General features: G+C 70.8%; 20 protein-coding genes. 11 read left to right on the forward strand and 9 right to left on the reverse strand.

Translation table 11 applies throughout. The features are described 5' to 3' along the window. The first annotated feature begins 133 nt into the window (after positions 1–133). From ACN4JJ_RS03580 to ACN4JJ_RS03625, 10 genes are all read left to right on the forward strand, one after another. A complete protein-coding gene (locus tag ACN4JJ_RS03580) occupies positions 134–1,120 on the forward strand; it encodes a class II aldolase/adducin family protein (RefSeq protein WP_440708526.1) in 987 nt (328 codons plus the stop codon). Next, entirely contained in the window at positions 1,096–2,781 is a 1,686-nt protein-coding gene (locus ACN4JJ_RS03585; RefSeq protein ID WP_440708527.1) for an NTP transferase domain-containing protein, read from the forward strand. The genes ACN4JJ_RS03580 and ACN4JJ_RS03585 overlap by 25 nt, the downstream gene beginning before the upstream one ends. Beyond that, positions 2,774–3,232 carry a GtrA family protein gene (locus ACN4JJ_RS03590; protein WP_440708528.1) on the forward strand — a complete coding sequence of 153 codons (459 nt, stop codon included), beginning with the start codon at positions 2,774–2,776 and terminating at the stop codon, positions 3,230–3,232. Before ACN4JJ_RS03585 ends, ACN4JJ_RS03590 begins: the two co-directional genes overlap by 8 nt. After that, a complete protein-coding gene (locus tag ACN4JJ_RS03595; RefSeq protein WP_440708529.1) occupies positions 3,229–3,966 on the forward strand; it encodes a glycosyltransferase family 2 protein in 738 nt (245 codons plus the stop codon). Before ACN4JJ_RS03590 ends, ACN4JJ_RS03595 begins: the two co-directional genes overlap by 4 nt. Further along, the gene (locus ACN4JJ_RS03600) at positions 3,963–4,580 is read left to right on the forward strand and encodes a PI-PLC domain-containing protein (RefSeq protein ID WP_440708530.1); all 618 of its coding nucleotides are present in this window, start codon (positions 3,963–3,965) and stop codon (positions 4,578–4,580) included. The genes ACN4JJ_RS03595 and ACN4JJ_RS03600 overlap by 4 nt, the downstream gene beginning before the upstream one ends. Continuing rightward, complete coding sequence (locus tag ACN4JJ_RS03605) at positions 4,577–6,673, forward strand: glycosyltransferase family 39 protein (RefSeq protein WP_440708531.1); 2,097 nt, start codon at positions 4,577–4,579, stop codon at positions 6,671–6,673. The genes ACN4JJ_RS03600 and ACN4JJ_RS03605 overlap by 4 nt, the downstream gene beginning before the upstream one ends. Continuing rightward, a complete protein-coding gene (locus ACN4JJ_RS03610; RefSeq protein ID WP_440708532.1) occupies positions 6,670–7,392 on the forward strand; it encodes an HAD family hydrolase in 723 nt (240 codons plus the stop codon). The genes ACN4JJ_RS03605 and ACN4JJ_RS03610 overlap by 4 nt, the downstream gene beginning before the upstream one ends. After that, the gene (locus ACN4JJ_RS03615) at positions 7,392–9,155 is read left to right on the forward strand and encodes a hypothetical protein (RefSeq protein ID WP_440708533.1); all 1,764 of its coding nucleotides are present in this window, start codon (positions 7,392–7,394) and stop codon (positions 9,153–9,155) included. The genes ACN4JJ_RS03610 and ACN4JJ_RS03615 overlap by 1 nt, the downstream gene beginning before the upstream one ends. A gap of 186 nt (positions 9,156–9,341) precedes the next feature. Then, entirely contained in the window at positions 9,342–10,550 is a 1,209-nt protein-coding gene (locus ACN4JJ_RS03620) for an ABC transporter substrate-binding protein (RefSeq protein WP_440708534.1), read from the forward strand. Positions 10,551–10,558: 8 nt separating this feature from the next. Beyond that, positions 10,559–11,923 carry an MFS transporter gene (locus tag ACN4JJ_RS03625; RefSeq protein ID WP_440708535.1) on the forward strand — a complete coding sequence of 455 codons (1,365 nt, stop codon included), beginning with the start codon at positions 10,559–10,561 and terminating at the stop codon, positions 11,921–11,923. Positions 11,924–12,188: 265 nt separating this feature from the next. On the opposite strand, the gene ACN4JJ_RS03630 is transcribed toward ACN4JJ_RS03625, so the two are convergent. The 8 genes from ACN4JJ_RS03630 to ACN4JJ_RS03665 all read right to left on the reverse strand — a co-directional run bounded on the left by ACN4JJ_RS03630 (position 12,189) and on the right by ACN4JJ_RS03665 (position 21,566). Next, complete coding sequence (locus tag ACN4JJ_RS03630; RefSeq protein WP_440708536.1) at positions 12,189–13,598, reverse strand: HNH endonuclease signature motif containing protein; 1,410 nt, start codon at positions 13,596–13,598, stop codon at positions 12,189–12,191. Between the two features lie 109 nt (positions 13,599–13,707). Continuing rightward, on the reverse strand, positions 13,708–14,529 hold the full coding sequence (locus tag ACN4JJ_RS03635) for a GntR family transcriptional regulator (RefSeq protein WP_440708537.1): 822 nt from the start codon (positions 14,527–14,529) through the stop codon (positions 13,708–13,710). Between the two features lie 13 nt (positions 14,530–14,542). Further along, complete coding sequence (locus ACN4JJ_RS03640) at positions 14,543–15,889, reverse strand: NtaA/DmoA family FMN-dependent monooxygenase (RefSeq protein ID WP_440708538.1); 1,347 nt, start codon at positions 15,887–15,889, stop codon at positions 14,543–14,545. A 3-nt stretch (positions 15,890–15,892) separates the two neighbouring features. Then, a complete protein-coding gene (locus tag ACN4JJ_RS03645; protein WP_440708539.1) occupies positions 15,893–16,990 on the reverse strand; it encodes an LLM class flavin-dependent oxidoreductase in 1,098 nt (365 codons plus the stop codon). A 26-nt stretch (positions 16,991–17,016) separates the two neighbouring features. After that, the gene (locus ACN4JJ_RS03650; RefSeq protein WP_440708540.1) at positions 17,017–18,696 is read right to left on the reverse strand and encodes an asparaginase domain-containing protein; all 1,680 of its coding nucleotides are present in this window, start codon (positions 18,694–18,696) and stop codon (positions 17,017–17,019) included. Positions 18,697–18,796: 100 nt separating this feature from the next. After that, on the reverse strand, positions 18,797–20,428 hold the full coding sequence (locus ACN4JJ_RS03655) for a DUF2142 domain-containing protein (RefSeq protein WP_440708541.1): 1,632 nt from the start codon (positions 20,426–20,428) through the stop codon (positions 18,797–18,799). Further along, on the reverse strand, positions 20,425–20,808 hold the full coding sequence (locus tag ACN4JJ_RS03660; RefSeq protein WP_440708542.1) for a DUF2304 domain-containing protein: 384 nt from the start codon (positions 20,806–20,808) through the stop codon (positions 20,425–20,427). The genes ACN4JJ_RS03655 and ACN4JJ_RS03660 overlap by 4 nt, the downstream gene beginning before the upstream one ends. Next, positions 20,805–21,566 carry a glycosyltransferase family 2 protein gene (locus ACN4JJ_RS03665; protein ID WP_440708543.1) on the reverse strand — a complete coding sequence of 254 codons (762 nt, stop codon included), beginning with the start codon at positions 21,564–21,566 and terminating at the stop codon, positions 20,805–20,807. Before ACN4JJ_RS03665 ends, ACN4JJ_RS03660 begins: the two co-directional genes overlap by 4 nt. 140 nt (positions 21,567–21,706) lie before the next feature. Between ACN4JJ_RS03665 and ACN4JJ_RS03670 the strand changes: the two genes are divergently transcribed. Further along, the gene (locus tag ACN4JJ_RS03670; RefSeq protein ID WP_440708544.1) at positions 21,707–23,071 is read left to right on the forward strand and encodes a hypothetical protein; all 1,365 of its coding nucleotides are present in this window, start codon (positions 21,707–21,709) and stop codon (positions 23,069–23,071) included. Between the two features lie 187 nt (positions 23,072–23,258). Here ACN4JJ_RS03670 and ACN4JJ_RS03675 read toward each other — a convergent pair whose 3' ends face one another. Continuing rightward, positions 23,259–24,203, reverse strand: coding sequence for a glycosyltransferase (locus tag ACN4JJ_RS03675; RefSeq protein WP_440708545.1), 945 nt, complete (start codon positions 24,201–24,203; stop codon positions 23,259–23,261). Position 24,204 lies beyond the last annotated feature (1 nt).

The following is a 24,204-nucleotide window of genomic DNA, read 5'->3' on the forward strand; positions in this document are numbered from 1 at the left end:
CCCTCCGACACGGCCCTCGCGGGCTGCCGCAGGCACTGCCGCCCTCGACTACTATGAGGACGGCGTTGCTCGGGGGAGAGCAGACCAGGGAGTCGGGAGAAGTGTGATCGCGTCCAGCGAATCGGAGTCGGCCGTGGCCGAACTGGTCGGTCTGTCGGTGGGCATCGGCGCCGATCTGCGCCTCGTGCAGGGCGCCGGCGGCAACGTCTCGGTCAAGCGCGACGGCGTGATGTGGATCAAGGCCTCCGGCACCCGCCTGCTCGAGGCGGCGCAGACGCCGATCTTCGTGCCGATGAGCGAGGCGGAGACCCGGGAGGCCGTGATGGTCACCGAAGACCTCGCGCCCTGCATCGTGGACGGCCTTGGCGGCGGTGCGCTGCGGCCCTCGATCGAGACCTCGCTGCACGTGCTCCTGCCGCACCGGGTGGTGGTGCACGTGCACGCGACCGGAGCGATCGCCGCCGGCCTCACCGCGCGGTCCGCCGAGCGCATCCACGATCTCGGCCTGGACGCGGTCACCGTCGTGGTGCCGTACGCCAAACCGGGCATCGAGCTCGCCCGGGCCGTGTTCGCCGAGCTGGGCGACGAGGTGGATGCGACCGAGCCCGTCGTGGTGCTGCTGCGCAACCACGGTCTGATCGTCGGCGCCGCCGACGCCGACCGTGCGCGCGAGCTGGTCGACGCCGTCGAGGAGGCGCTCCGCACCGCTCCGGCACCCGTCCGCACCCTCCTCGCCTCCTCCGTCGGGAGCGAGGAGGCTGCCCACCTGGACGACGACGGATACCGGGAGCTCTACCCGGCCGGGACGGTCGGCGAGCGAGCGGCCGCCGTGCTCTGCCGCGGCGCCCTGACCCCCGACTCCTCGGTCTTCCTGGGCCGGCGCCCCTTCGCGCGCGCCGACTCGGCCGAACGGGCCGCCTCGCCCTGCGTGATCGGGGCCGACGGCTCGGTGCGCATCCTGAGCACCCTCGGCGCCGACGAGGTGGAGATCGCCGAGAGTCTGGTCGACGTGGCCGTGCAGGTGACCGGCGACGAGGTGACCTCCTTCCTCTCGGACGACGAGGTTCTGGCATTGATCGATTGGGAAGCGGAGAAATGGCGACAGAGTCTGAAGCGGTGAAGCCGCTCCTGGTGATCCCGATGACGGGGATCAGCTCGCGGTTCACCGCGGCGGGATACGACCGGCCGAAGTTCCTGCTCGAGTCCGAGGGCCAGACCGTGATCGATCACGTGATCGACATGTATCCCGGCTGGGACGACGTGCTGTTCATCTGCAACGCCCTGCACCTCGACGACGAGCGCTTCGACCTCGAGCGGCGGCTGCTCGCCCGGCGGCCGAACGCCAGGATCGTGCGTCTCGAGGAGGCCGCCGCCGGCCCCGGCGCGGCCGTGCTGCGTGCCCGCGAGCACATCCCCCTCGACCGCGCCGTGGTGGTGAACTACTGCGACTTCACCTGCTACTGGGACGCGGATGCCTTCGCGGTACGGCTGACCAGCGGAGAGGTCGACGGCATCATCCCGTGCTACACCGGCTACCACCCGCACATGGCCCACTCCACCTCATACGCCTACGTGCGGATGGACGGGCCGCGGGTCGCCGCCATCCAGGAGAAGATGCCGTGGACGGATGAGCCGAGCACGGAGTACGCCTCTAGCGGAACCTACGGCTTCGCCAGCGGACGCCTGCTGCTGGACTCGCTGGACCGGCAGGTCGAACAGCAGATCCTGCTCGGCGGGGAGTACTACCTGAGCCTCACCTACCGGCCCCTGCTGGAGGCCGGCGGACGGGTCGAGGTGTTCGAGCTGCAGCACTTCATGCAGTGGGGGACCCCGCAGGACTTCGAGGAGTACCGCGACACCAGCCGGGCCATCCAGAGCTGGCTGGATCCGCGCCCCTCGGAGGCGCCGGGCGCGGTGCAGGCGGCTCGCGTGGTGCTCGCCTCCGGTGCCGGCCAGCGGTTCCGCGATGCCGGCTACGAGGTCCCGAAGCCCGCGCTCCCGCTCTCGGGCAAGCCCGTGCTGGCGCACGTGCTCGCGGCCACGCCGGGCGGCGACACCGTCGTGGTGTCCCGCGACGACCTGCCAGCCGCCGAGCAGGTCGACGCCCTCGCACGCCGGAACGGCGCCCGTGTGGTGAGCCTGCCCGGCCTCTCCGAGGGCCAGGCCGTCTCGGCCCTGCGCGGCCTCGAGGCGATCGCCGAGAACGTACCGGTCACGGTCGCGGCCTGCGACGCGCTCGCCATCGTGTCGGATGCCGCGTTCGCCGAGGCGGTGGCGGCCGCCGGTCCCGACGGCGTCATCCCGTGGGTGGCCTGGCCCTACCACGCGGCCGCCCGGCGGCCCGAGCAGTACGGCTGGGTCTCGGAGCACGAGGGCCGGATCGACGAGGTCTGGCTGAAGCAGGCCCCCGCCCGCGACGCGGGCGTGCTGATCGGCACGTTCAGCTTCGGCTCGCGGGACGGCGCCATCCGACTGATCGAGCAGCTGATCGCCGACGACGAGCGGATCAACGGCGAGTTCTACCTCGACAGCCTGGTCGCGCGCGCCCTGCGCGACGGCCGGCCGGCGGTTCCGCTCCGGGTCGACTCGTTCAGCTCGGTGGGAACGCCCCTGGAGTACGAGGCGCTGCTGTACTGGCAGTCCTGCTTCCACAAGTGGGCGAACCATCCGTACTCCCTCGCCGGCGACCCGATGGTGAATCCGACGGATCGCCGCACCCTGGATCACGGTTTCCGCTCGTTCACGCCGCGCACCTTCGAGATCGCGGGCCTCGGTGGCTGACCGCCGAGGGCTGCTCGGCTCCGTTCTGAAGTTCGGCCTGGTCGGCGGGCTGACCGTGCTCATCGATGCCGCCGTCTACGCGCTGCTGGGCGCCCTCGGGGTGCAGCTCGACCTGGCCAAGACGATCTCGTTCGTCACCGGCGCCGTGTTCGCCTACTTCGCGAACTGGCGGTTCACCTTCGGCCGCCGCCGCGGCCGCTTCAGCGAGCTCGTCTTCGTGGTGATCTACGCGGCCTCGCTGGGCATCAACGTGGGCATCAACGCCCTCGTTCGCCTGCTGCTGCCCGAGTCGTGGGCGCTCACCCTGCCGCTGGCCTTCGTGGTGGCGACCGGAGCGTCGGCGGCCTGGAACTTCGTCGGCATGTCCCTGTTCGTCTTCCAGCGCCCCGAGGCCGCCGTCGCGGCATCCGCGCCACCGGCCGGGCGCACCCCACCCAGGAGTGATCCATGACCGGCGTACCCGCCTTCTCCCTCGTCGTGCCGTGCTACAACGAGGCCCGAGGGCTGTCCGCCCTGATCGCCCGCTGCGCCTACGTGGCCGAGGCGGGCTCCGGCGAGATCATCCTCGTCGACAACGGCTCCACCGACGACTCGGCCGAGGTGCTCACCACGCTCCTGGGCGAGGCGGGTGCGGATGCTGAGGCCGGGCGGGTGCGCTGGGTGAGGGTGGCGCAGAACCAGGGCTACGGATACGGCATCGTCACGGGCCTGAAGGCCGCCGTGGCGCCGATCATCGGCTGGACCCACGCCGACCTGCAGACCGACCCGGTGGACGTGCTCCGGGCGCTGGACCTGTTCGAGGCGCCGTCCTCCGGCCGGCCGGCGCGCGACATCCTGGTGAAGGGCACGCGCTACGGCCGCCCGATCGGCGACCGCGTGTTCACCGCCGGGATGACCGCCTTCGAGACCGTGCTGCTGCGCGCGCCGCTCCGGGACATCAACGCCCAGCCCACGATGTTCACGCGATCCCTGCTGGAGAAGTGGGGCACACCGCCCGACGACTTCGCGCTGGACCTGTTCGCGCTGTACAAGGCGAGCCGGCTGAAGTTCTCGATCCGCCGTTTCCCGGTGATCTTCGCACCGCGCAAGTTCGGCACGTCCAGCTGGAACACCGACTTCTCGGCCAAGCGCAGATTCATCAAGCGCACCGTCGACTTCAGCCTCACCCTCCGGAAGACGCTATGACCCTCATCTGCTCGCACCGCGTCAACGAACCCACCGCTCTGGACGCCCTCGACCTGCGCTACGGCGTGGAGATGGATCTGCGCTCCGAGGGCGGCCGGCTCATCCTGGTGCACGACGCGTTCACCGACGGCCCGGATTTCGAGGACTGGCTGGCGCACTACCGTCACCGCTTCATCGTGCTGAACACGAAGGAGGAGGGGCTGGAGACCCGCATCGAGGAGGCGCTGGCCCGGGCCGGCGTCACCGAGTGGGCCTACCTCGACCAGTCCTTCCCCTTCCTCGTGCGCACGCTCAAGCGCGGCGAGACCCGCACGATGGTGCGCGTCTCCGAGTACGAGTCGGTGCAGACCGCGCTGGCACTGCAGCCGAGGCCGCAGTGGGTCTGGCTCGACTCGTTCACGGGCGCGTGGCCGGAGGCCGCGGAGCTTCGCCTGCTGGCCGAGCACGGGTTCTCGATCATGGTGGTCAGCCCCGAACTGCAGGGGCGTGACCTCGAGAGCGAGTTCGAGGTGATCACCGCCCGCTTCACCGAGGCCGGTGTGCCGCTGCACGGTGTCTGCACCAAGAAGCCCGCGGTGTGGGACCGGCCGGAGGCCGAATGGTGGGCGGCTTGATCGCTCGGATCCTCGCTTCGCGGCGCACGCTGCCGATCGTCTTCGCGATCGGCGTGCTCGTGCGCCTGGCCGTGATCGTGTTCGTGGTGCCCGACGTGCAGACGCAGTGGTTCGTCCCGTTCCTGCAGCACACCTTCGCGCATCCCTCACTGGACCCCTGGCAGTCGTTCCTGGACAGCGGCGGCCCCGCCGACGCCTTCCCGTACGGCCCGGTGATGCTGGTCTACTACGGCGTGGCCGGCTTCCTCACCTCTTGGCTGCCCGACCCCTGGGCCACCCAACTGGGCCTCGGGCTCGGCAACCTGGTGCTCGAGCTCGCGATCTGGTGGCTGGTGTCCAAGTGGCCGGGCGTGCGCGTGCGCGCCGCGCTCATCCTGATCATCCTCTCGCCGATCGTCGTCTACGCCGCGTACGTGCACGGTCAGCTCGACCTCCTGCCGACGCTGCTCATGTTCGCCAGCGCGTTCGCACTGAAGAAGCAGCGCTGGGGGGCATCCGGGCTCCTGGCCGGGCTGGCCATCGCCAGCAAGTTCTCGTCGGCGCTGATGCCGCCCCTGGTGCTGATCTTCCTGCTGCGGAACGCGCGCTACCGCGGCTCCGTCAAGCCCTACCTCCTCGGCCTCCTGCCGGGTCTCGTGCTCACGGTCGCCCCCGCGCTGCTGCCCGGGTACCGCCAGATGGTGCTCGAGACCCCGACCAGCCAGTCGATCTTCGCCTACGCGGCCGCCCTCGGTCCCGGCCTCGTGATCGTGCTGCTGCCGATCGTCTACAGCGCCCTGCTCGCCCTGCAGTACCGCTCCAAGCGGGGTAACCCCGATCTGCTGGTGATGCTGATCGGCATCACGCTCACGGCCGTGACCCTGCTCACCCCGGCCAGTCCGGGCTGGTACCTCTGGGCGGTGCCGTTCCTGGCGATCCTGTCGGTGATGACGAGCCCGCGCTCGGTCTGGCTGGTCTGGGGTTTCTGGCTCGCCGCCACCGTGGCCCTGGCGTACCGCGCCTCGGCCGGCATCTGGCGGGCGGATGCGACCGGCGGCCCCGGCTCGGCCGACTTCGTGGAGGCCGGGCCGTTCGTGAACCTGCTCGGTGTGTGGGGGCCGATCCTCGCCACCGCGACGGTGGTGCTCGGGGCGGCGGCGCTGATCATGGTCTACCGCGCCGGAACGCAGCGCTTCGACGAGTACCGGCTGAGCAAGATGCCGCTCTCGGTCGCCATCTCCGGCGACAGCGGAACGGGCAAGGACACGCTGTGTGTGTCGCTCGCGAACGTGTTCGGCGAGAAGGCGACCGCCTTCCTGTTCGGCGACGACTACCACCTCTACGAGCGCGGGGCCCCGATCTGGGAGATCTCCACGCACCTGCATCCGGCCAACAACGACCTGGCCACCATGACCCGGGACGCCGTCAGCCTGATGCGCGGCCGGCCCATCTGGGGCAAGCACTACGACCACGCGCGGGGGCGGTTCACCAAGCAGCGCCCGATCCAGCAGCGCGAGCTCGTGGTCATCAACGGACTGCACGTGCTCGCCTCGGCCGAGATCCGCAAGGCCGCCGACCTCGCTGTGTTCATGTCGATGGACGAGGGTCTGCGCCGGCAGCTGAAGATCAATCGCGACGTGGGCGAGCGCGGGCAGTCGGCGGAGCGGGTGCGGGATTCCATCCAGCGCCGGCTCAGTCACGCCGAGAAGTTCATCGCGCCCCAGGCGGCACTGGCCGACATCGAGTTCCGGATCGAGAGCGTGCGGCCGATCCCGGAGGACTCCCCGCCGTCGTCGGAGCCGATCGAGCTGCGCCTCGTGGCCGACATCCACGATTTCTCGTTCACCGAGGCGCTCCAGCGCACGCTCACGTCTCTGGCGAACTGCCCTGCGACCATCGAGTACCTCGACACGCCGGGCGTCATCCGCTTCACCGTCTACCCGGAGCTCGTCACGGCCGCCGACACCGCCGCGGTGGCGGCCCAGCTGATCGCGCGCCCCGAGGAGCTCTTCGTGGACGAGCCGCACTGGCTCGGCAAGAGCCGCGGCGTGATGCAGATGATCGTCGTGGCAGCCCTGCTGGAACGACGCGCGAACCGATGGGAGCGAACATGACGGCGGAACGCCCGAGCCTGGTGGTCTTCGACCTCGACGACACCCTCTACGACTACGACACCAGCCACCGGGCGGGCAGTGCCGCGCTCCTGAGCTTCGCCACGGCGCAGCTCGGAGTCAAGGCGGCCGAGTTCGAGGTGGCCTCCGCCCAGGCCCGGGAGAACGTCAAGCGGCGCCTGGGCGCCACCGCCAGCAGTCACAGCCGGCTGCTCTACTGCCACGAGGCGCTCGAGCTGATCGGCATCCGCAGTGAGCTGCAGCTCGCCCTCACCATGGAGCAGGAGTACTGGCGCACCTTCATGTCGGCGTCCACCCTGCGGCCGGGCGCGCTGGAGCTGCTGCAGACGCTGCGCTACAACGGGGTGGCGACGGCGATCGTCACCGACCTCACGGCGCAGATCCAGTTCCGCAAGGTGGTGCACCTCGACCTCTCGCGCTACATCGACCACATCGTCTGCTCCGAGGAGACGCCGAACGAGAAGGCGTCGCTCGGGCCGTTCCAGCTGCTGTTCGAGCGCGTGGATCCGGCACTGCGCGACCACGTCTGGTTCGTGGGCGACAAGGACTTCGACGCTCCCGTCGACCGGCTCGTGCAGGAGGGACTGATCGGCGGCGGACACGGGTTCCTGTACCGGTTCCCCGACCGAGGGGCGGTCAGCGGATGGCGGGAGTTCGCCGAGATCGAGCGCATCGCCGAGACGTTCTTCGAAGGGCGATGATGACCACGATCCTGCAGCGCACGGCGCCCCGGCTCGCCGCCGTGCGCGACCGGCTGTTCCCCCTCGTGGAGGACACGGCATCGCCGCGTCGCGCCTACGTGCTCGCCGCACTCGTGGTGCTGATCTACCCGCTGCAGCAGCTGCTGACCCAGGGCGAGATGTTCCTGCGGGGCCAGATGTGGGCCGAGATGGCCACCAACTACTACCGCTCGGCGATGAACCTGCCCTGGTGGGAGCAGCTGGTGGCGACGGATGCGGGCTACATCCCGTTCCCGCAGCGGGTGCTGGCGCTCGTGGGCGCCAAGCTTCAGCTGCCGGTGGAGAGCATCCCGTATTACTACTCGGGGATCGGAATCCTGATCACCGCCCTCCTGGTGGGCGCGATCTGCCTTCCGGTGTTCCGGGTGGTGCTGCGCAACGACGTCCTGCGCTTCGCGGTGGCCCTGGCCTGCGTGTTCGTGGCCGACTGGCAGACCCGCACCTTCATCAACTTCACCTACTTCGGTCTGCTCCTGCTGGTGTTCATCGCCGCGTACGCGCTCGTGGAGCGTCGCGCGGAGGCGCCCTACTGGATGTGGATCATGCCGGTGCTGATGCTCTCCAAGCCCGCTCTGCTCACCGTCATCCCGTTCATCGTGATCGCCGCGGTCTTCTCCCGCCGACGGTTCCGGATCATGGCCGCCAGCACGGTGCTCGTGGGCCTCGTGCAGCTGGGCTTCCTCGCCGTCGCGGCGAAGAACGGCAGCAGCGTCAACCAGTCCGGCGCCCAGTCGAGCCTGGTCGAGAAGCTCTGGGCGGGCGTGCTCTACTTCTTCGGCTGGCTCGGCCGGATCGTGCTGGGCGACTCCGGGTCGCTCGGCAGCCTGGGGCTGATCGTGGCCGGGGTGGTGCTGTTCGCGGTGCTGGTGCTCCTGGTGCTGCGCGGGCGGCATGCGGCCTCGGCGTTGATCGTGGGAGCCGTCGGGGTGGTGTTCTTCAGCATGCTGCTGAACGCCATCAGTTTCCCGACCGACTTCCAGGCCAACCTCGCCTACGTCGCGGCCTACCCCGAACGGCGGCTGATCGGCTCCACGATCGCCCTGTTCGTGATCGTGGCGGCCGTGCTGGCGGTGCTGTTCGACAATCCGCGCTGGGCGCGGCTGACCGTGTCGGTGCACGGACTGCGGGGAACGCTCTCGGCGGTGTCGGTGCTGGTGTTCCTGATCTGGTTCGGGCTCTCCGGCTGGCTCGGGGTCGTGGCCCGCTCCAACCAGCCGCTCTCGGTGGGCAGCGCCAACGTGTCGCAGTGGCAGGCGCAGGGCCCGAACCTCGCGTCGGCCCAGGGCATCGTGTGCATTCCGCTCGGCCCTCTCGGCTGGGTCGACGGGCGCGGATGCCGTGAGCTGTCCACCTCCAACCAGACGGTGAACGGCGTGTTCTTCGGCGTCACCGAGCCGGCCGTGACGACCTTGGAGACGGCGGCGCCGGCCTCGGTGACGAAGGCCTCCGTGGCATCCGTCGGCATCATGGTGAAACCGGAGTTCGGTTCCGGCACGGTGACCGGGCGAGTCGAACTGGTGTCCGCCGACGGCACGGTGACCACGCTGGTCGCCGCCTCCGACATCCCGTCGTCGGGCGGACTGCTGCAGTTCGGCGCGCAGGAGCTCGCCCTCACGCCCGACGTCGTCTCGGCGCGCTTCGTGTTCGACCAGCCGGTGGAGATCGGCTACGGCGACGACCACACGCCCGAGGGCGTGCTGTCGGTCATCTGGATGGGTGCCTGACCGCACACGGTCGGTGCGGTGGCGCAGGCGGCGCGGATCCGCCTGGCGACGGGCGTGGGATCCCGCTCGCGGTGGCGCAACGGAGAGTTCTCCCTCGGGAAACAGGCGTGCAACGGCGGGCCGCGAGACTGGCGGGGCACCAGTGACCTCGACCCGATCCTGCACCGCCGACATGAGGGAGATCCCATGCTCCGCACCACTCCGCTTCGCACCACCCCGCTCCGCACCAGGTCGAAGACCGCCGTCTCGCTCGGTGCGCTCGCCGCCACGGCCCTGCTGCTCAGCGCGTGCAGTTCCGGCTCCTCGGCCAGCGAGGACGGCCCCACGGATGCCGCGCTCAGCGTCGGCTCCACCGACCTCGCCGCGGCCGGCTGCCCCGCGAAGGTCGTCATCCAGACCGGCTGGAACCCCGAGGCCGAGCACGGTCACCTCTATCAGCTGCTCGGCGACGACTACACGATCGACTCCACGAACAAGGTCGTCTCCGGACCGCTGATGGCCGGCGGCGAGTACACCGGTGTCGACGTGGAGATCCGGGCGGGCGGGCCGGCCACCGGCTACCAGACCGTCAGCAGCCTGATGTACACCGACCCCGACATCCTGCTCGGCTACGTCTCCACCGACGAGTCGATCGCGCAGTCGGCCGAGATGCCCACCACCGCCGTGTTCGCCTCGCACGACATCAGCCCGCTGATGATCATGTGGGACCCGGCGACCTACCCCGACGTGAAAGGCGTGAGCGACCTCGTCGACGCGGGCGCGATCATCCGCTACTTCGACGGCACCGCGTACATGGAGTACCTCACCTCGGCGGGGATCATCCCGGCCGATCAGACCGACGGATCCTACGACGGCAGCCCCGCCTCGTTCGTGGCGGCCGGCGGCAAGGACGCCCAGCAGGGCTACGCCTCGGCCGAGCCCTTCGTGTACGAGAACGAGGTGGAGAGCTGGATGAAGCCCGTGCAGTACCAGCTGATCGACGACCTCGGCTTCCGGCCGTATCAAGACCCGGTGGTGGTGCGCAGCGACGACGTGGCGGCGCAGTCGGACTGCCTGGCGGCCCTCGTGCCGGTGCTGCAGCAGGCCGAGGTCGACTACTTCGCGGCGCCGGATGCCACGAACGCGCTCATCCTCGACCTGGTCGACCAGTACGACACCGGTTGGGTCTACACGCAGGGCGTGGCGGACTACTCGGTCGAGACGATGCTCTCCGAGGGCATCTCGGGCAACGGCGACAACGAGACGCTCGGCGACTTCGACGAGGCCCGGGTGCAGGATCTGATGGACAAGGTGCTGCCGGTCTACAGCCAGCAGGGCATCACCGTCGCCGACTCGCTGACCCCCACCGACCTGGTGACCAACGAGTTCATCGACACCTCGATCGGGATGGACTGATCCCGGGGATGCCCCCGGCCGCCGGTGAGGGGGCGGCCGGGCGGGCATCCGCTCCGCTCGGCATGAACGCGCAGGCGATCCTCGTCTGCGCGTTCATCGCGTCGGTGCAGATGACCTGGGGCGTGATCGTGCCGGCGCTGCCGCTCTTGGTCGAGCGGTTCGGGATCGGGGTGGGCAGCATCGGCCTGCTGATCGCGGCCTTCGCGATCGGGCGGGTGCTGGCCAACGTGCCGGCCGGGCTGGCGCTCCGCCGCATTCCGCCCCGGCCCTTCCTGCAGGTGGTCTCGGTGCTGCTGGCGGGCCTGACCGCGGTGACCGGACTGCTCGACTCGGAGCCCCTGCTGCTCGGTGCCCGCCTGCTCGCGGGCGTGCTGGGCGGTGCCGCCGTGACGATCGGCTTCGCCGTGCTCGTGGCCGGGGCGCCGCCGGCCCGACGGGGCAGCACGATGGCGACGGCCACCGTGGTGCAGATGAGCGGATCGGCGGTGGGCGCGCTGCTCGGCGGTGTCGTCGTGGAGGGCTGGGGCGTGACCGCGGCGTTCGCGGTGGCGGCGGTGCCGCTGCTGCTGTGCCTCGGGTTCGACCTGCTGCGGCCGGCGCGGCACTACTGGGGTGCGTTCCGGCGCTCGCCGGAGGTGCCTGAGCCGGAAACCGTGCCCGTACCCGAGCTTGAGCCCGAGCCCGAGCCCGAGCCCGAGCCCTCACCCGTACCCGATCTTGCGCCCATGCTGCCGCCCCACGGTGCTTCGACGTCCCCGGCAGCCGCGGATCCCTCGGATCCAGCCGGGGCTGCGCGTTCCGGTGGCCGGCGGCTGGTCGTGGGCTTGGTGGTCTTCTCCTTCGCCACCTTCCTGGCGCGCTTCGCGGGGGAGCAGGGGCTCATTCCGGTGCTGGCCTACGCCACCGGCGGCCTCTCGCCCTTGGGGTTGGGTGTGGCGATGGCGGTGGGCACGGTGGTGAGCATCGCGGTGCTGCCCGTGATGGGGCGACTGGTCGACCGAGGTGCGCGGCTCGCGGTGCTCGTGCCCGCCGGAGTCGTCGGCGCGGCCGTGCTGCTGGCGTTCCCCTTCCTCACGGCACCGCTCGGGTTCGGAACGGCGATCGTGCTGTACTACCTGGCCACGAGTGTGGCCGGTGTGGTGCCGAACGTCGTCACGAGCGAGCGCTTCGCTCCGGCGACGGCCGGCGCCGTGGTGGGGCTCACCCGCACGGCGGGCGACGTGGGCGCCGCCGTCGGCCCGCTGCTGGTGTTCGCGCTCGCGGCCGCCTCCGGAGACCTCGCCGCGGTCGCCGTCATCGCGGCCGTCCTGCTCGTCGCCCTGGCCGTGCTCGCCCCGTCACTCCGTCCCGGCAGGAAAGGTGCGATCGGATAACCCGCGACACGCACGACTTGCCCCAGCGATGCCGATCGTGTCGCTTCCCCAGCCAGCAGCCGACACCGTCGCAATCGATCCTCACCTGCCCCGAATGCGATCAGGCACCCGCCGACTCGGCCATGGCCATCGTTGGCAAGCGCGGAGCGCGCGGCAGCCCCGTGCGGGTTCGGTTCGCGGATGGTTGGCCCGATGGATGGGCTGCCGCGCGCTTCGCGCTTGCCTTCGATGACGGTGCCCGGTTCTCGGAGACGGGCGCGCGCGGTTAGGCGGCTGGGTGGCGGATGGTGCGTCGGCGGGTGGTCGGGATCGGTGTCTGGGCGATGTCGATCCACCTCGGTGGGATGAGGTGGGGCACACCGGTGCGCATGACCAGTTTCCAGGATGACTTATGCAGGTGCGAGTGATGGAAGTGACAGAGCAGCACGCCGTTATCGATATCGGTACGTCCCGGTGGATGATCGGCGGATACCCATTCGTCTGCGTGGTGTGTTTCGCAGAATGAGGGTGGTCGGTCGCAGTCGGGCCAGACGCATCCGCCGTCTCGGGCCGCGAGGGCTCGGTTCTGGGCCGGACTGAAGAGGCGTTCTGTCTTGCCGTGGTAGAGCACCGCACCGCGATCGCTGAACAGTGTCGCAGCGACCGGAGAGCTGCAGCGCAGCTGGGCGATCGTAGAGGCAGGAACGGGTTCGTCGATACCGTCGATCCATCCGACACCGCGACCGGTCTCGACGTTATCGAGCGAGATGTGGACGTTGACCGTGGTGGTGGCGCCATTCAGGCGGGGCATATCGGGGGCGCCGGCAGCGCGGGCGATCAGTTCGGTGACGGTGTCGGCGTTCTTCTGCGCTTGCGTGCGGATGTCAGTGGTGGCGGTTTGCGCGACGAACTCGTCTTCGCTGAGGAACCGCGGTCCGCCGCCCGGGGAACCGGCAGGAGAACCTGACACGCGGGGGCTCTGCATGGCCTGGATGCTCGCCAACCACACCGCGCCTTGTTCGGGGGTGAGGGCGAACCGGCCCCGGATCATCCCGTCAGCGGCCTGCGCGATCGTGAGCGATCGCTGCTGCTGGAGCACCTCGTCCCGAGGTTCGGCACCGTCGGGGTCGATGACCTCACGCAGATGGGTGGCGAGCCTGGACGCCTGATCGGCGGTCAGATGGTGCGCGATGGTCTCGTCGACGAGGGTCTGCTCGGCACTGGCCACCACATCGGGGGCACATCCGCGCTCTGCGAGCTCGGCGCACCGGCTGGTGATGATCGACGCCGTCTCCACCCCGAGGACACCCTCATCGAGAGCCTGGGCCACGACCGGGAACGGGGCCGGGCCTTCGCCGCCACCCAGAAGCACCGCGCCGCGCAGCCGTCGCCCGAGCTCGAGACGCGCCTTGCTCTCCCGCACCGAGGTGCCGGTGACGGTGGAGACGAGCTTGACCGGGCTGGTGAAGTTCTGCGACCGACTCAAGCCCTCATCCCCCAGCTCGCTGCGGGACCGCACCCCGACCTCACCGGCCACCCGCACCTGCCCCGCCGAAATCACCCGCCCAATGGCCTCGAAATCGGCCATCACCTTCAGCACCTCGTCGCCGCTGAGCCCCGCCAACCTCGCGCAGACCGTGCCCACGACGCCGCGGAGATCGTTGGCGATCTCTGGGAGTTGAGCGTCGTTCTGCATACTGAGATTCTATCAGAAAGACCTGATGAAAGCTCGATTAGTTTGCGGCCGAAGAGCCCTGCGGAATGGGCGATCCGGACTGGACCGCGCCGCCCTGGAGGGACACGGACTACAGCTCGCCGCGGGCCGGTGAGAGCTCCACCCGCACTTGGTCGGAGCGCTGGCGGCCGTGGTAGACCATCACGACGTGGCCGGCGGCCGAGCGCACGGTGGTCTCGATGAACAGCAGCGGCGACCCCACATCGACCGCGAGCAGCTCGGCGGCCGAGAGGTCGGCCGAGATCGCACTGATCTGGCGGGAGGCGCTGAGCGGCCGGTGGCCGAAGCGGCCCTCCAGGATCTCGAGCACGTCGTCGTTCGCGTCGGCGCGGGTGAACTCGTCCCGGTCACGCAGCGGTACATAGTACGTGCGCAGCGATCCGGGCCGGTGGCGGTAGAGCACCACCCGCTCGAACACCGCCATCCGGTTCGCCTCGGGGGAGAAGACGGCGGCCATCGAGGCCGGCACCGCGGTGGTCTCGCGCCATCCGATCAGCAGGTAGTCGTGTTCGACCGGGGCGGGGTCGATCCGCAGCATGTCGAGCAGACGATCGGTGCGCCAGGTGGTGGGCCGGCTGTGCGCGTAGGTGCCCTGGCCGGCGGTGCGGCCGATGGTGTTCTCCTGCACGAGCATCTGCATCGCGATCCGGGCGGTGTTGCGGGTGCACGAGAACTCGCGTGCGATCTCCTCGTCGGAGGGCAGCCGCTGTCCGCTGTCGGCCGCAGCCAGCACGAAGGCCGAGACGAGGTCCCGCAGCCGGCGCGCCTCGTCCTGACGCCGGTGCTGACCGAGGTCGAGCATCTTGTCGTCGGTGAAGCTGCGGCGCCGGGGCCCGGTGCCGCCGAGGGGCCGTGCCGGGCGCGGGCCGTCGTCCGGGTGATCGCTCGTCATCGTCTCGAGCCTCTCACGCGAACGCCGGCACCCCCAAGGTGTCGCGGAGCGTGGTGCCGTCATACCGGGTGCGGAATCGCCCCCGGCGCTGCAGCTCGGGCACCAGCAGCCCCACCACGTCGATCAGGTCGCGAGGCGTCACCTGCGGGTGCGCGATCATGAAACCGCCCCGGCTACCGGTCGACTCGTACGACTCCTCGAGGTAGTCGGCCACCTCGGCGGCACTGCCCGCGACGGTGTGCTCGTACCCGGTGGCCACCTTCCAGAGCGAGTCGAAGAACTCCTCCCGGCTGAGCTCGGTGGTGGCGCCGTGCTCGTTCACCAGGTCGCGGAAGCCCATCGGGCTGGCCTGCTTGGCGATCACCTCGGCCTGCAGCTCCTCCAGCGTGAAGCGCGCCGGCAGGGAGGCGAAGTCGTAGCCCGTGTTGTGGGCGAACTGGGCGGCGGAGGCTTCCGGCGGAAGCAGATCGGCCAGCTGTTCCTTGCGCCGGCGCGCGTCGTCGGGAGTGTCGCCCACGATCAGGTGCAGATCCCACAGGATGCCGACCCGTGACGGGTCGCGGCCGGCGGCCAGCAACTCCTGGTCCAGCGTGGTGCGGTGCCGCACCCGGTCGGCCTCGGCGAAGGCTCCGCCGAAGACCACATCGGCGAACCCGGCAGACGCCCGGATGCCGCGAGGCGATCCGCCGGCCTGGATCAGCACGGGCGCCTGCTGCGGGCTCGCCACCGTGTTCAGCGGCCCGGCCACGTCGAAGAACTCGCCGTGGTGGTCGATGGCCCGGATGCTGCCGGGCTCGGCCACCATGCCGGTCTCGCGGTCCCATACGAAGGCGTCGCGGTCGACGCTGCGCCAGAGCTCCTGGCACACCCGCACGAACTCCTCCATCCGGCGGTACCGGGCGTCGTGGTCCATCAGCTCGTCGAAGCCGAAGTTGGCGGCATCCGCCCCCCGCGAGGAGGTGACCACGTTGAACGCCATCCGCCCGTTCGTCACGATGTCGAGCGAGTTGAGCAGGCGCGACACGTAGAACGGATGCATGAAGGTCGACGAGTAGGTGAGCCCGAAGCCGATGTGCTGCGTGTCCTGGGCGAGGGCGGCGATGAACGGGCTCATGTCCTGCCGCGGGAAGCCGATGCCCCACTCGACGGCCGGGTCGATCGAGGCCCCGTAGGTGGAGGGGATGCCGGTTCCGTCGCCGAAGAACACCATGTCGAGGCAGCCGCGCTCGGCCGCCAGCAGCAGTTCGCGGTACATCCGCAGGTCGGGGAAGTCGCGGCCGGCCCAGGAGCCGGGGAGGCGCCACCGGCCCTGGTGGTGCGAGAACGAGAGGTCGAGCGCGAGACTCATCTGGTAGGGCACGGGTCAGCCTTCCTTGCCGGATTCGATCGGGGAGGCCGTGCGGGCCGGCAGGTGGTCGAGCAGGGGCATGACCTCGGTACCGAACCGGTCGACGCCTTCGAGGAAGTCGTCGAAGGTGAGCATCGTGCCGGCCGTGCCGGGCACGGCGGCGATGGCGTTGAGGTGATCGGCCACGGTCTGCGGCGAGCCCACCAGGGCCCGGCCGCCGTAGAACGGCGACACCTCGGCGCGGTGGCTCTCCGCCACCATGGCGCTGGAGCCGTCGGTGGAGGTGTCGTTGGAGTACTCCCGCACCATCCCGGCCACGGCGCCGCGGTCGACACCCCGCGTGTAGAGCTCCACCTTGCGGGCCGCGTCGGCATCCGTGTCGCCGAGGATGACGAGGGTCTGCGCGAAGGCGCCCGGCGTGCGGCCGAGGCTCGCGCTCGCCTCGGCGAGGGCGGTGTTCGAGGCCGCCACCTCCGCGGCGTCGCCCCCGGCTCCGAAGTGGTAGTCGGCGTACTCGGCCACGAAGCGGCGACCGCGCCCCGAGGTGCCCGCCGAGATGAGGTCGATGTGGCCCGCGGGAACGGGTGCCACCTCGCAGTCCTCGATGTCGAAGTACTCGCCGTGGAAGGTGACCCGGCCGGTCTCCCACGCGGTCAGCAGGATCTGGGTGAACTCGCTGAGGTAGTCGTAGCGGTAGCCGTAGTAGTCGTCGCCGCGCCAGGCGCCCATCTGGGCGTACTCGCTGCGGTTCCAGCCGGCCACCAGGTTGATGCCGAAGCGGCCGCCGGAGATCTCGTCGATCAGCTGCGCCATCTTGGCCACCACGATCGGGTTGTAGCTGAGCGGCGAGACGGTGGCGTAGAGCTTGATCGTGGAGGTGACCGGGGCCAGCGCCGCCATCAGCGTCATCGGGTCGATCGTGTGGTTCCAGTGCTGGGTCTCGCCCCCGTAACCGCGGTACTTCAGCATCGCCAGCGCGAAGTCGAAGCCGTGCTTCTCGGCGCGCTCCACGACGGCGCGCTGCAGCGCGAAGGTGGGCTCGTACTGGGGCGAGGTGTTCGAGAGGATCCAGCCGTTGTTGCCGACGGGGAGGAAGACTCCGTAGCTGACCATTTGTGGTGCTCCTATCGGTCGAAAGATCAGTGCGAGTCGAAGACGGCCTGGTACTCGGCCACCTTCTCGCGGATGGCGTCGAGCTCGGCCGGCGTCGGGGCATCCGGATCGGCCGGCACGGGCAGGGCGCCGAACTTCAGAAGGCTCGCCATCAGCAGGATGCGGGCCTTCGGCGCCGAGAGGTTGCTGCCGCGGATGAGCAGGCCGCCCATCGTCGACTGGCCGAAGGCGTACCCGCCGCCGCCACGACCCACAGCCACAACCGGCATGCCGCGGAACACGCCCTGCAGCAGCGCGGCGCGCATCGACTCGTAGACGCCGCCGTAGGGCGCCGATCCCTCGGCCACGATGCCCGAGAGCGGGTGGTCGCGCAGGTTCTTCTGCACCCGGGCCAGGATCTCGACCTCGCTGTCGGCGGAGTCGGAGAAGTCGTCCTGCCCGTAGTTCACGTAGCGGGCGATGGTGACCTTGGGCAGCGCGTCGGCCCGCAGGTGACCGTTCTCGTCGCGCGTCGGCACCGGCGAACCGTGGATGCCGGTGACCGCGGTGGGCAGCTGGTCGAGGGTCAGCGCGGACGTGTGGGTGTGCCGGGCCACCGGCACGAACGAGAGCACCGGGTCTTCGACCGTGTTGCCCACGATGCCGCCGTGACCGCCGTAGGCGATGTACCCGCCGGGGCGGGCATCCGCCTTCTGCACCTCGCGCGAGGTGAACACCTGACCGTTCTGGATCATCACGGCGCCGACGCGATCGCGGCCCTCGGCATCCGACCACACCTTCGAGGCGATGTAGGTCGCCGACTGCACCAGGTTGTGGTCGCCGTCGTTGCCGAACACCCCGTGGCCGTACTGCGAGCAGTTGCCGATGAGCGGCTTCGTGGTGGGGATGAGCAGGTTGAACCAGTACACCGTCTCCTCGGTGGTGGGGCTGCCCTCGAGCCAGATGGCGCCGTCGTAGTCGCCGCCGGCGAGGGTGTCGTAGACGATGTTGGTCAGTGCCGCGAGCGTCGGCAGCGCCGGCTCCTGGCGCATCGGCATGTAGGGGAAGAAGTGCTCGCCGAGCGTCTCGGGGGCGAGGTCGCCCGGTTCGCCGCGGTGCCCGGCCGGCGTCGGGGTGTCGGTCCGTTCGGCGGCGGGCTGCCCCTTGGTGTAACCGCCGGAGGGCGCGGCCCGCACGAAGTCGAAGTCGGCGAGGTCGCTCATCAGGTTGTTGGCCCCGTAGCCGTCGAGTCCGAAGTGGTCGATCTCGCGCACGATCCGCGAGGCGTCGGGGTAGAACAGCTGCCGGGCGGTGCCGGCGTCGTCGAAGGGCCCGTCCCAGGGCTGCCCGTTCGCCTGCGTGGCGGCGTAGGGGAGGGGGAAGGGGCCGTCGGCGGGGTCGAGGGTGACCTTGTAGACGGGAGTGCCCCCGGGGGTCTCCTCGGCCGAGAACGCGCCGGTGTCGGGGTCGAGCCAGCCGTCGACCGGACCGTAGAGCTCGGCGGCGTCCTTCTCGAGCGGATGCGCCGAGAACGCCGACACGTAGGCGGTGACCGGCGCGGCCAGGTTCTGCGCACGCAACGACTCGGGCCGGGTGGCGTCGGCCCCGGCGAGACCGCGCTCGCGGCGCACCGACTGGCTGGTGCGCAGGGCGGGGCTGTTCTGGATGGTGGCGCGTGGGCCGGAGAAGATCACGATCCGAGCGCGTTCTGCGGGGGTGGAGGCCATGTCCCGAAGCGTAGGCGGCCGGTGTTTCACCGAGGTTGCTGCTGTGTGTTCACCGCGCTTCGCCACCCCGGATGCGGCATCCGGCCCGGAACGACGGGGATCAGTCGGAGGTTACGCCGCTCGGCCGGCGGTCGCGGCCGGCGAGCACCACCCAGAGCGCGAACAGCGCGGCGGTGACGGCGAAGGCGATGGCGAGCGGGACGGCGCCGATCGGTGGCGCCCAGGCACCCGGATCGGCGACCTGGGCCCACTCGTTCTCGTACCCGATGGCGAAGCGGCGCATGGTGGTCTGGAACGAGTACGCGATCGCGTAGGTCCAGGCGATCCCGGCCAGCACGGCCACGACCGTGAGCACCCAGCGGCCGCGGCTCCAGCGCAGGAAGCGCGGCGACGCGGCGATGCACGCCGCCATCCCGAGCAGCAGTGCCATGGCGAGGATGAGCGTGTAGCGGCCCTGCCAGATCAGCCCGCCACGGGTCACATAGAACGACTGGATCAGCGGGGGGAGGAAGAAGAACGCCAGCGCCAGCGCGATCACGAACACGAGCTTGCGGCCGCGCACCCAGATGACCGTGCCGAGCGCCAACAACCCCACCAGGGCGTAGGTGACGAAGTAGACGGTCGGATGCAGCGGGGTGTCGAGCCAGCCCAGGATGCCCACCATCTGCCGGGCCTGCAGGTAGAACTGGCCGATCATGGCGAAGAAGCCCTCGACCGGGGTGAGGCCCACGCCGGGGGCCTGGGAGACCACATCCGGGGTCGCACTCGGCCCGGTGCCCAGGGAGTTGCTCGACAGCGTCCAGCCGATGCTCGCCACGGCTCCGATGGCGATCAGCAGGATGCTGATGATGACGCCGGGCCGTTTCAGCAGCGCGCCGAGTTCGCGCCCGGTGAGCAGGATGAGCGGCAGCACCAGCAGCACGGCCACCCAGAGCGGCGAGATGCCGCGGGTGTTGCACACCAGGGCGGCCGCGATCACCAGTATCGTCAGCCGGGATCCCAGCAATCGGGGATCGGGTTGCAGCACGATGCCGAGCATGGCCGCGAACATCGCCAGGCCCGCGGTGAACTCCAGGGTGTTCGGGTTCACGGTGCCCATCAGGTAGAGCACGATGGGCGTGATCGCCGCCATCACCGCCAGCGTGGGCACGCGGTGCGAACGCCAGGCGCCGATCATCCAGAACGTGGCGGCCAGGAAGAACGCGGTGAGCACGGCGCTGACGATCCGCATCGCGTAGATGCCCGTGTAGTCGGGCGCGATCAGGGTGGGCCAGCCCACCATCCAGTAGTAGACGGGGTTGTACAGGCTCGCGGCCGAGTAGCTCTCGACGATCTCGTTCGGGTCGCCCGTGAACGCGGGGGCGCAGGCGGCCGAGACGTCGGCGAAGAACGCGAAGCAGCCCTGTTCGTACTCGAAGGCGAGGGCCGCCGGCACGTGCAGCACGCCGCCGCTCGGGATCATCTCGCTCGGCAGCAGTTCGCCGCGCACCACGGAGCCGGCCTTCACCACGTGCGCCGGCTCGTCGGGCGAGCCGCCGATCGGGGTGGCGAGCGCCCAGAGCGCTCCGAGCACCGAGAGCAGGATCCAGGGCAGCAGCAGCCAGCGCCAGACGGATCGGCGGGGGGCGGGCTGGGAGCCGTACGCCGACCCGGCGGCACTGGCGGGTGCGGAGACGGTGCCGTCGCCGTGGCCGTCGGAGCGGGCGCCGGATGATGCGGGGGCGTACGTCATGGGTTCCTTCGGGTCTCGAGAGCCTCGGCGAGGGACTTCTCGAGCTCTTTGATGCGCAGGTCTTGCAGGGCGACCGCTTCGGCCAGGGTGCGGGTCTCGCTCTCGAGCTCGGTGAGCTCGCCCGAGTGCTGGATCGACACCAGGAACAGCACCGCGATGCTGAGGAAGAAGACGAGGTTCGTCGGCACCGTCACCCCGAACAGGCCGGCCAGAGCCCCGAGCAAATTGGGGAAGACGCCGATGACCAAGGCGATCACGCCGGCCGCCAGCCACCAGATGGCGTGGCGCTCGCGCAGGTGGTGCCGGCGCAGCGACTCGATCACCACGCCGAGCACGATCAGCGCGGCGACGATGCCGAGGATGTAACTGGCGACGCTCATCCGCCCACCACCGGGATCGCGGAGGTGGAGGCGGGCGGCTCGGAGATGGTGATGCGCGGGCGGATCAGCGCCACGAACAGGGCCATTCCGGCACGGCCGAGGTAGATCGCGGCCTTGTACGGGTTGTGCGAGGGCACGCCACCGGCCCGCGGCCGCATGGCGACGGGCACCTGCGTGACGGTGAGGCCCGAACGGGCGGCGATCACGAGCGACTCGACGGTGTCGCCGAGGTACTCGGAGGGGTAGTGCTGGGCGAACAGGGCCACCGCGCGCGGCCCGCTGGCCCGGAAGCCCGAGGTGGTGTCGGTGAGCTTGGTCTTGGCGATCTTCGACAGGATGCCCGAGAGCACCTGCATCGCCCAGCGACGGGGACCGCGCACCGCGTAGTCGCCCACCCCCGCGAACCGGGCGCCGAGCACGAGGTCGTACCGGCCGAGCTGGGCCACCAGCTCCTCGATGCCGCGGGGGTCGTGCTGGCCGTCGGAGTCGACCTGGATGACGTTGGAGTAGCCCGAGGCCACGGCGTACTTGAAGCCCGCGCGCATCGCACCGCCGACGCCGAGGTTGATCGGCAGCCGCAGCACGGTGGCCCCGGCGGCCTCGGCCTCGCGGGCCGTGGCGTCGAGCGATCCGTCGTCGACGACGAGGCAGGCGACCCCCGGGGCCGTGGCGAACACCTCGCGCACGACGGCTCCGACCGCCTCCTCCTCGTTGAACGCGGGCATCACGATCAGCGTGCGTTCGAGGGCGGTCGGCATGACCCCCATCATAGCTGCGGGCCTCTCGGGCGAGCCCTGGGAGCCCGCGCGGCGCGGGTCCCGATCCGGGCCCGGGGATGGCCTATCGTGAGTCGGAACAAGGGACGCCGCGAGGCGCCGGCGCACCGGAAGGGGAACGGGTGGACCATCGATCCGTCCGCGCCGCCACCCGCTTCGGGCTCCTCGTGCGGCGGCACGAAGCGCTCGCCGCGATCACGCTGGGGCTGCTGGCGCTGGCCATCGGACTGCTCAGGATCCCTCCGGCCGACAGCGACGTGATCTGGGCCGAGGACGGCCGCGTCTTCCTGGCGCAGCGGCTCGCCGCCGGCCCGTTCCAGGGCTGGTTCGCCGCCTACGACGGCTATCAGCACCTGTTGCCGCGCATCCTGACCGATCTGGTGGTGTCGACGCTGCCGCTGGCCTCGTTCGGGCTCGGCATCACGATCGCGACCTGCGTGGTGGCGGGCGGTGTCGCCGCCCTGGTCTACGTCTGCTCGCGCGATGCGGTGGGCTGGCTGCCGGCGCGGGTGGCGCTGGCGCTGCTCGTGGTGCTGCTGCCGACGGTGACCTTCGAGGTGCTGGGCGACGTGGCGAACGTGCACGGGCTGCTGCTCTGGCTGGCGCCGTGGCTGGTGATCGTGCGGCCGCGCGGGCTCGCCGGCGGCATCGCGCTGGGCGTGGTGGGGCTGCTGGTCGGGCTGACCGAGATCCAGGCGCTGGTCGTCGTGCCGTTCCTCCTCTGGCGGCTGCGGGACCGGATGCGCTGGCCGGTTCGGGCGGGCCTGCTGCTGGGGCTGGCCGGCCAGCTGCTGACGCTGCCGTTCAGTGCGCGGGCGCCGCGGCCGGCCGGCCTGCCCGACCTCGCCTCGACCTTCCAGGGCTTCGTGGTGAACGCGATGATGATGCCGTGGATCGGATCGGGTCACACGGCGGCCCTGGTCGTGCGCACCGGCTCGCTGATCGTCGTCCCGGTGGCCCTGCTGGGGCTGGTGGTGCTCGCCTACATCCTCTGGCGGGGGACACCGGCCCAGAGGGTGGCCGGTGGCCTGCTGGCGTTCGGCGCCGTGGCGGTGTGGTCGGCGGGGTTCGTGCTGAATCCCAACCCCGGGTTCTACTACTCGACCTTCGACGCGGCCACCTGGCAGCAGCTCGGGGCGCTCCGCTACGGCATCGTGCCCGCCCTGTTCGTGGGCGGCCTGGTGGTGGTGTTCGCGGCCGTGCTGGTCGGGCGGGTGTCGCCCGGGCGGGCGGCTCGCGGGCGGACGCGCCGGCTGCCGCGGATCCTCGGGGTCTCGGTGCTCGTGCTGGGCCTGCTGCTCACGGTGTGGCAGCTGCGTTCGGCGGTCTCGACCATCCGCAGTGGAGGCCCCAGCTGGTCGGCGGCGGTCACCGACGCCCGCGAGGCCTGTGCCCTGCCGGAGGCCCCCGCCACGGTGGAGGTCCCCATCCTCCCCGACACCTGGACCGTCCCGATCGCCTGCGACACCCTCGAACGCACCCCCTGAAGAAGAGTGCACCCCCCGAAGAAGAGTGCACCCCCCTTGAAGGAACCGGTCTCAGGCCGCTCTCGACGACCCAGGGTGAGCGCGCGGCCGCGACAGCGACCGCACGCGAACATGCCGCCTCGCACCGGGCGGGGACCGGCGCGACCGCGAGAGGCCCCTCGCCGCAGGCGAGAGGTCTCTCGCGCAGCTAGCCCGGCATGCGGCCGGTCCGGCCGGCCCAGCCGGCGCGGAGGCCTGCGAGCATCGCGCGGCCCCGCGCGCGGCGGCCGGGCACGAGCAGCTGCACGATGAGGCAGTGGCGGAGGTCGGCGAGGGTCTGCTGCACGGCCCAGGCGCGGTGGGTGCGGGCATAGCGGCGGTTCAGCAGGATGCGGTTGCGCACGAGGTAGTAGTACCGGAAGGGCTTGCTCACCACGAGCGCCAGGGGCGCGCCGCCCGGCGCGATCGGGCGGCCGAGAAGGCGCGGGACGTGGCGCTCGCCGAGGCTGTGGCCGAGTTCGGTGCCCACGGCCAGCAGCACCCGTCGCCCGGAGGCGGTCACCCGCAGCGCGAAGTCGGTGTCGACCCCGTCGATGAAGAGGGCTTCGGCGAACGGGCCCACGGCATCCAGAGTGCCGGCGGGGATCAGCATGCCGGACTGGATGGGGGTACCGCCGATCAGGAAGCCCTTCTCGCTCGACACGGCGGCCGAGGGCAGTCCCTCGATGCGGGCCGGGGCCACGAGTCCGACCCGGATGCCGGCGGTCGCGGCATCCTGAGCCGTCGCCACGAGCCGGGCGGTGAGCGTCGCGTCGATGCGGGAGTCCTGGTCGAGGGTGAGGAGGTAGGCGGGGGAGGGGGTCTGACGGGCGGCGGCGATGCCGGTGTTCAGGGCGGCGGCTATGCCGCGGTTCTGCGCATGCCGCAGCACGGTCGCGCCGGCGGCCTCGGCCCGGGCCAGCACGGCGTCCGATCCGGAGCCGCTGCCGTCGTCGACCACCACGACCGCGCCCAGCACGGGCGCGAGCGTCTCGACCAGCCCCACCAGGTTCTCGCCCGCGCCGAAGGCGGTCACGACGGCGGCGACGGAGCGCAGGGTGCCGGTCGCGGAGTCGGCGGCGCCCGGTCGACCGGGGGTGGCGGCGGCGTTCACA

The organism is Herbiconiux dendrobii (assembly GCF_052048175.1).
Taxonomy (GTDB): Bacteria; Actinomycetota; Actinomycetes; order Actinomycetales; family Microbacteriaceae; genus Herbiconiux.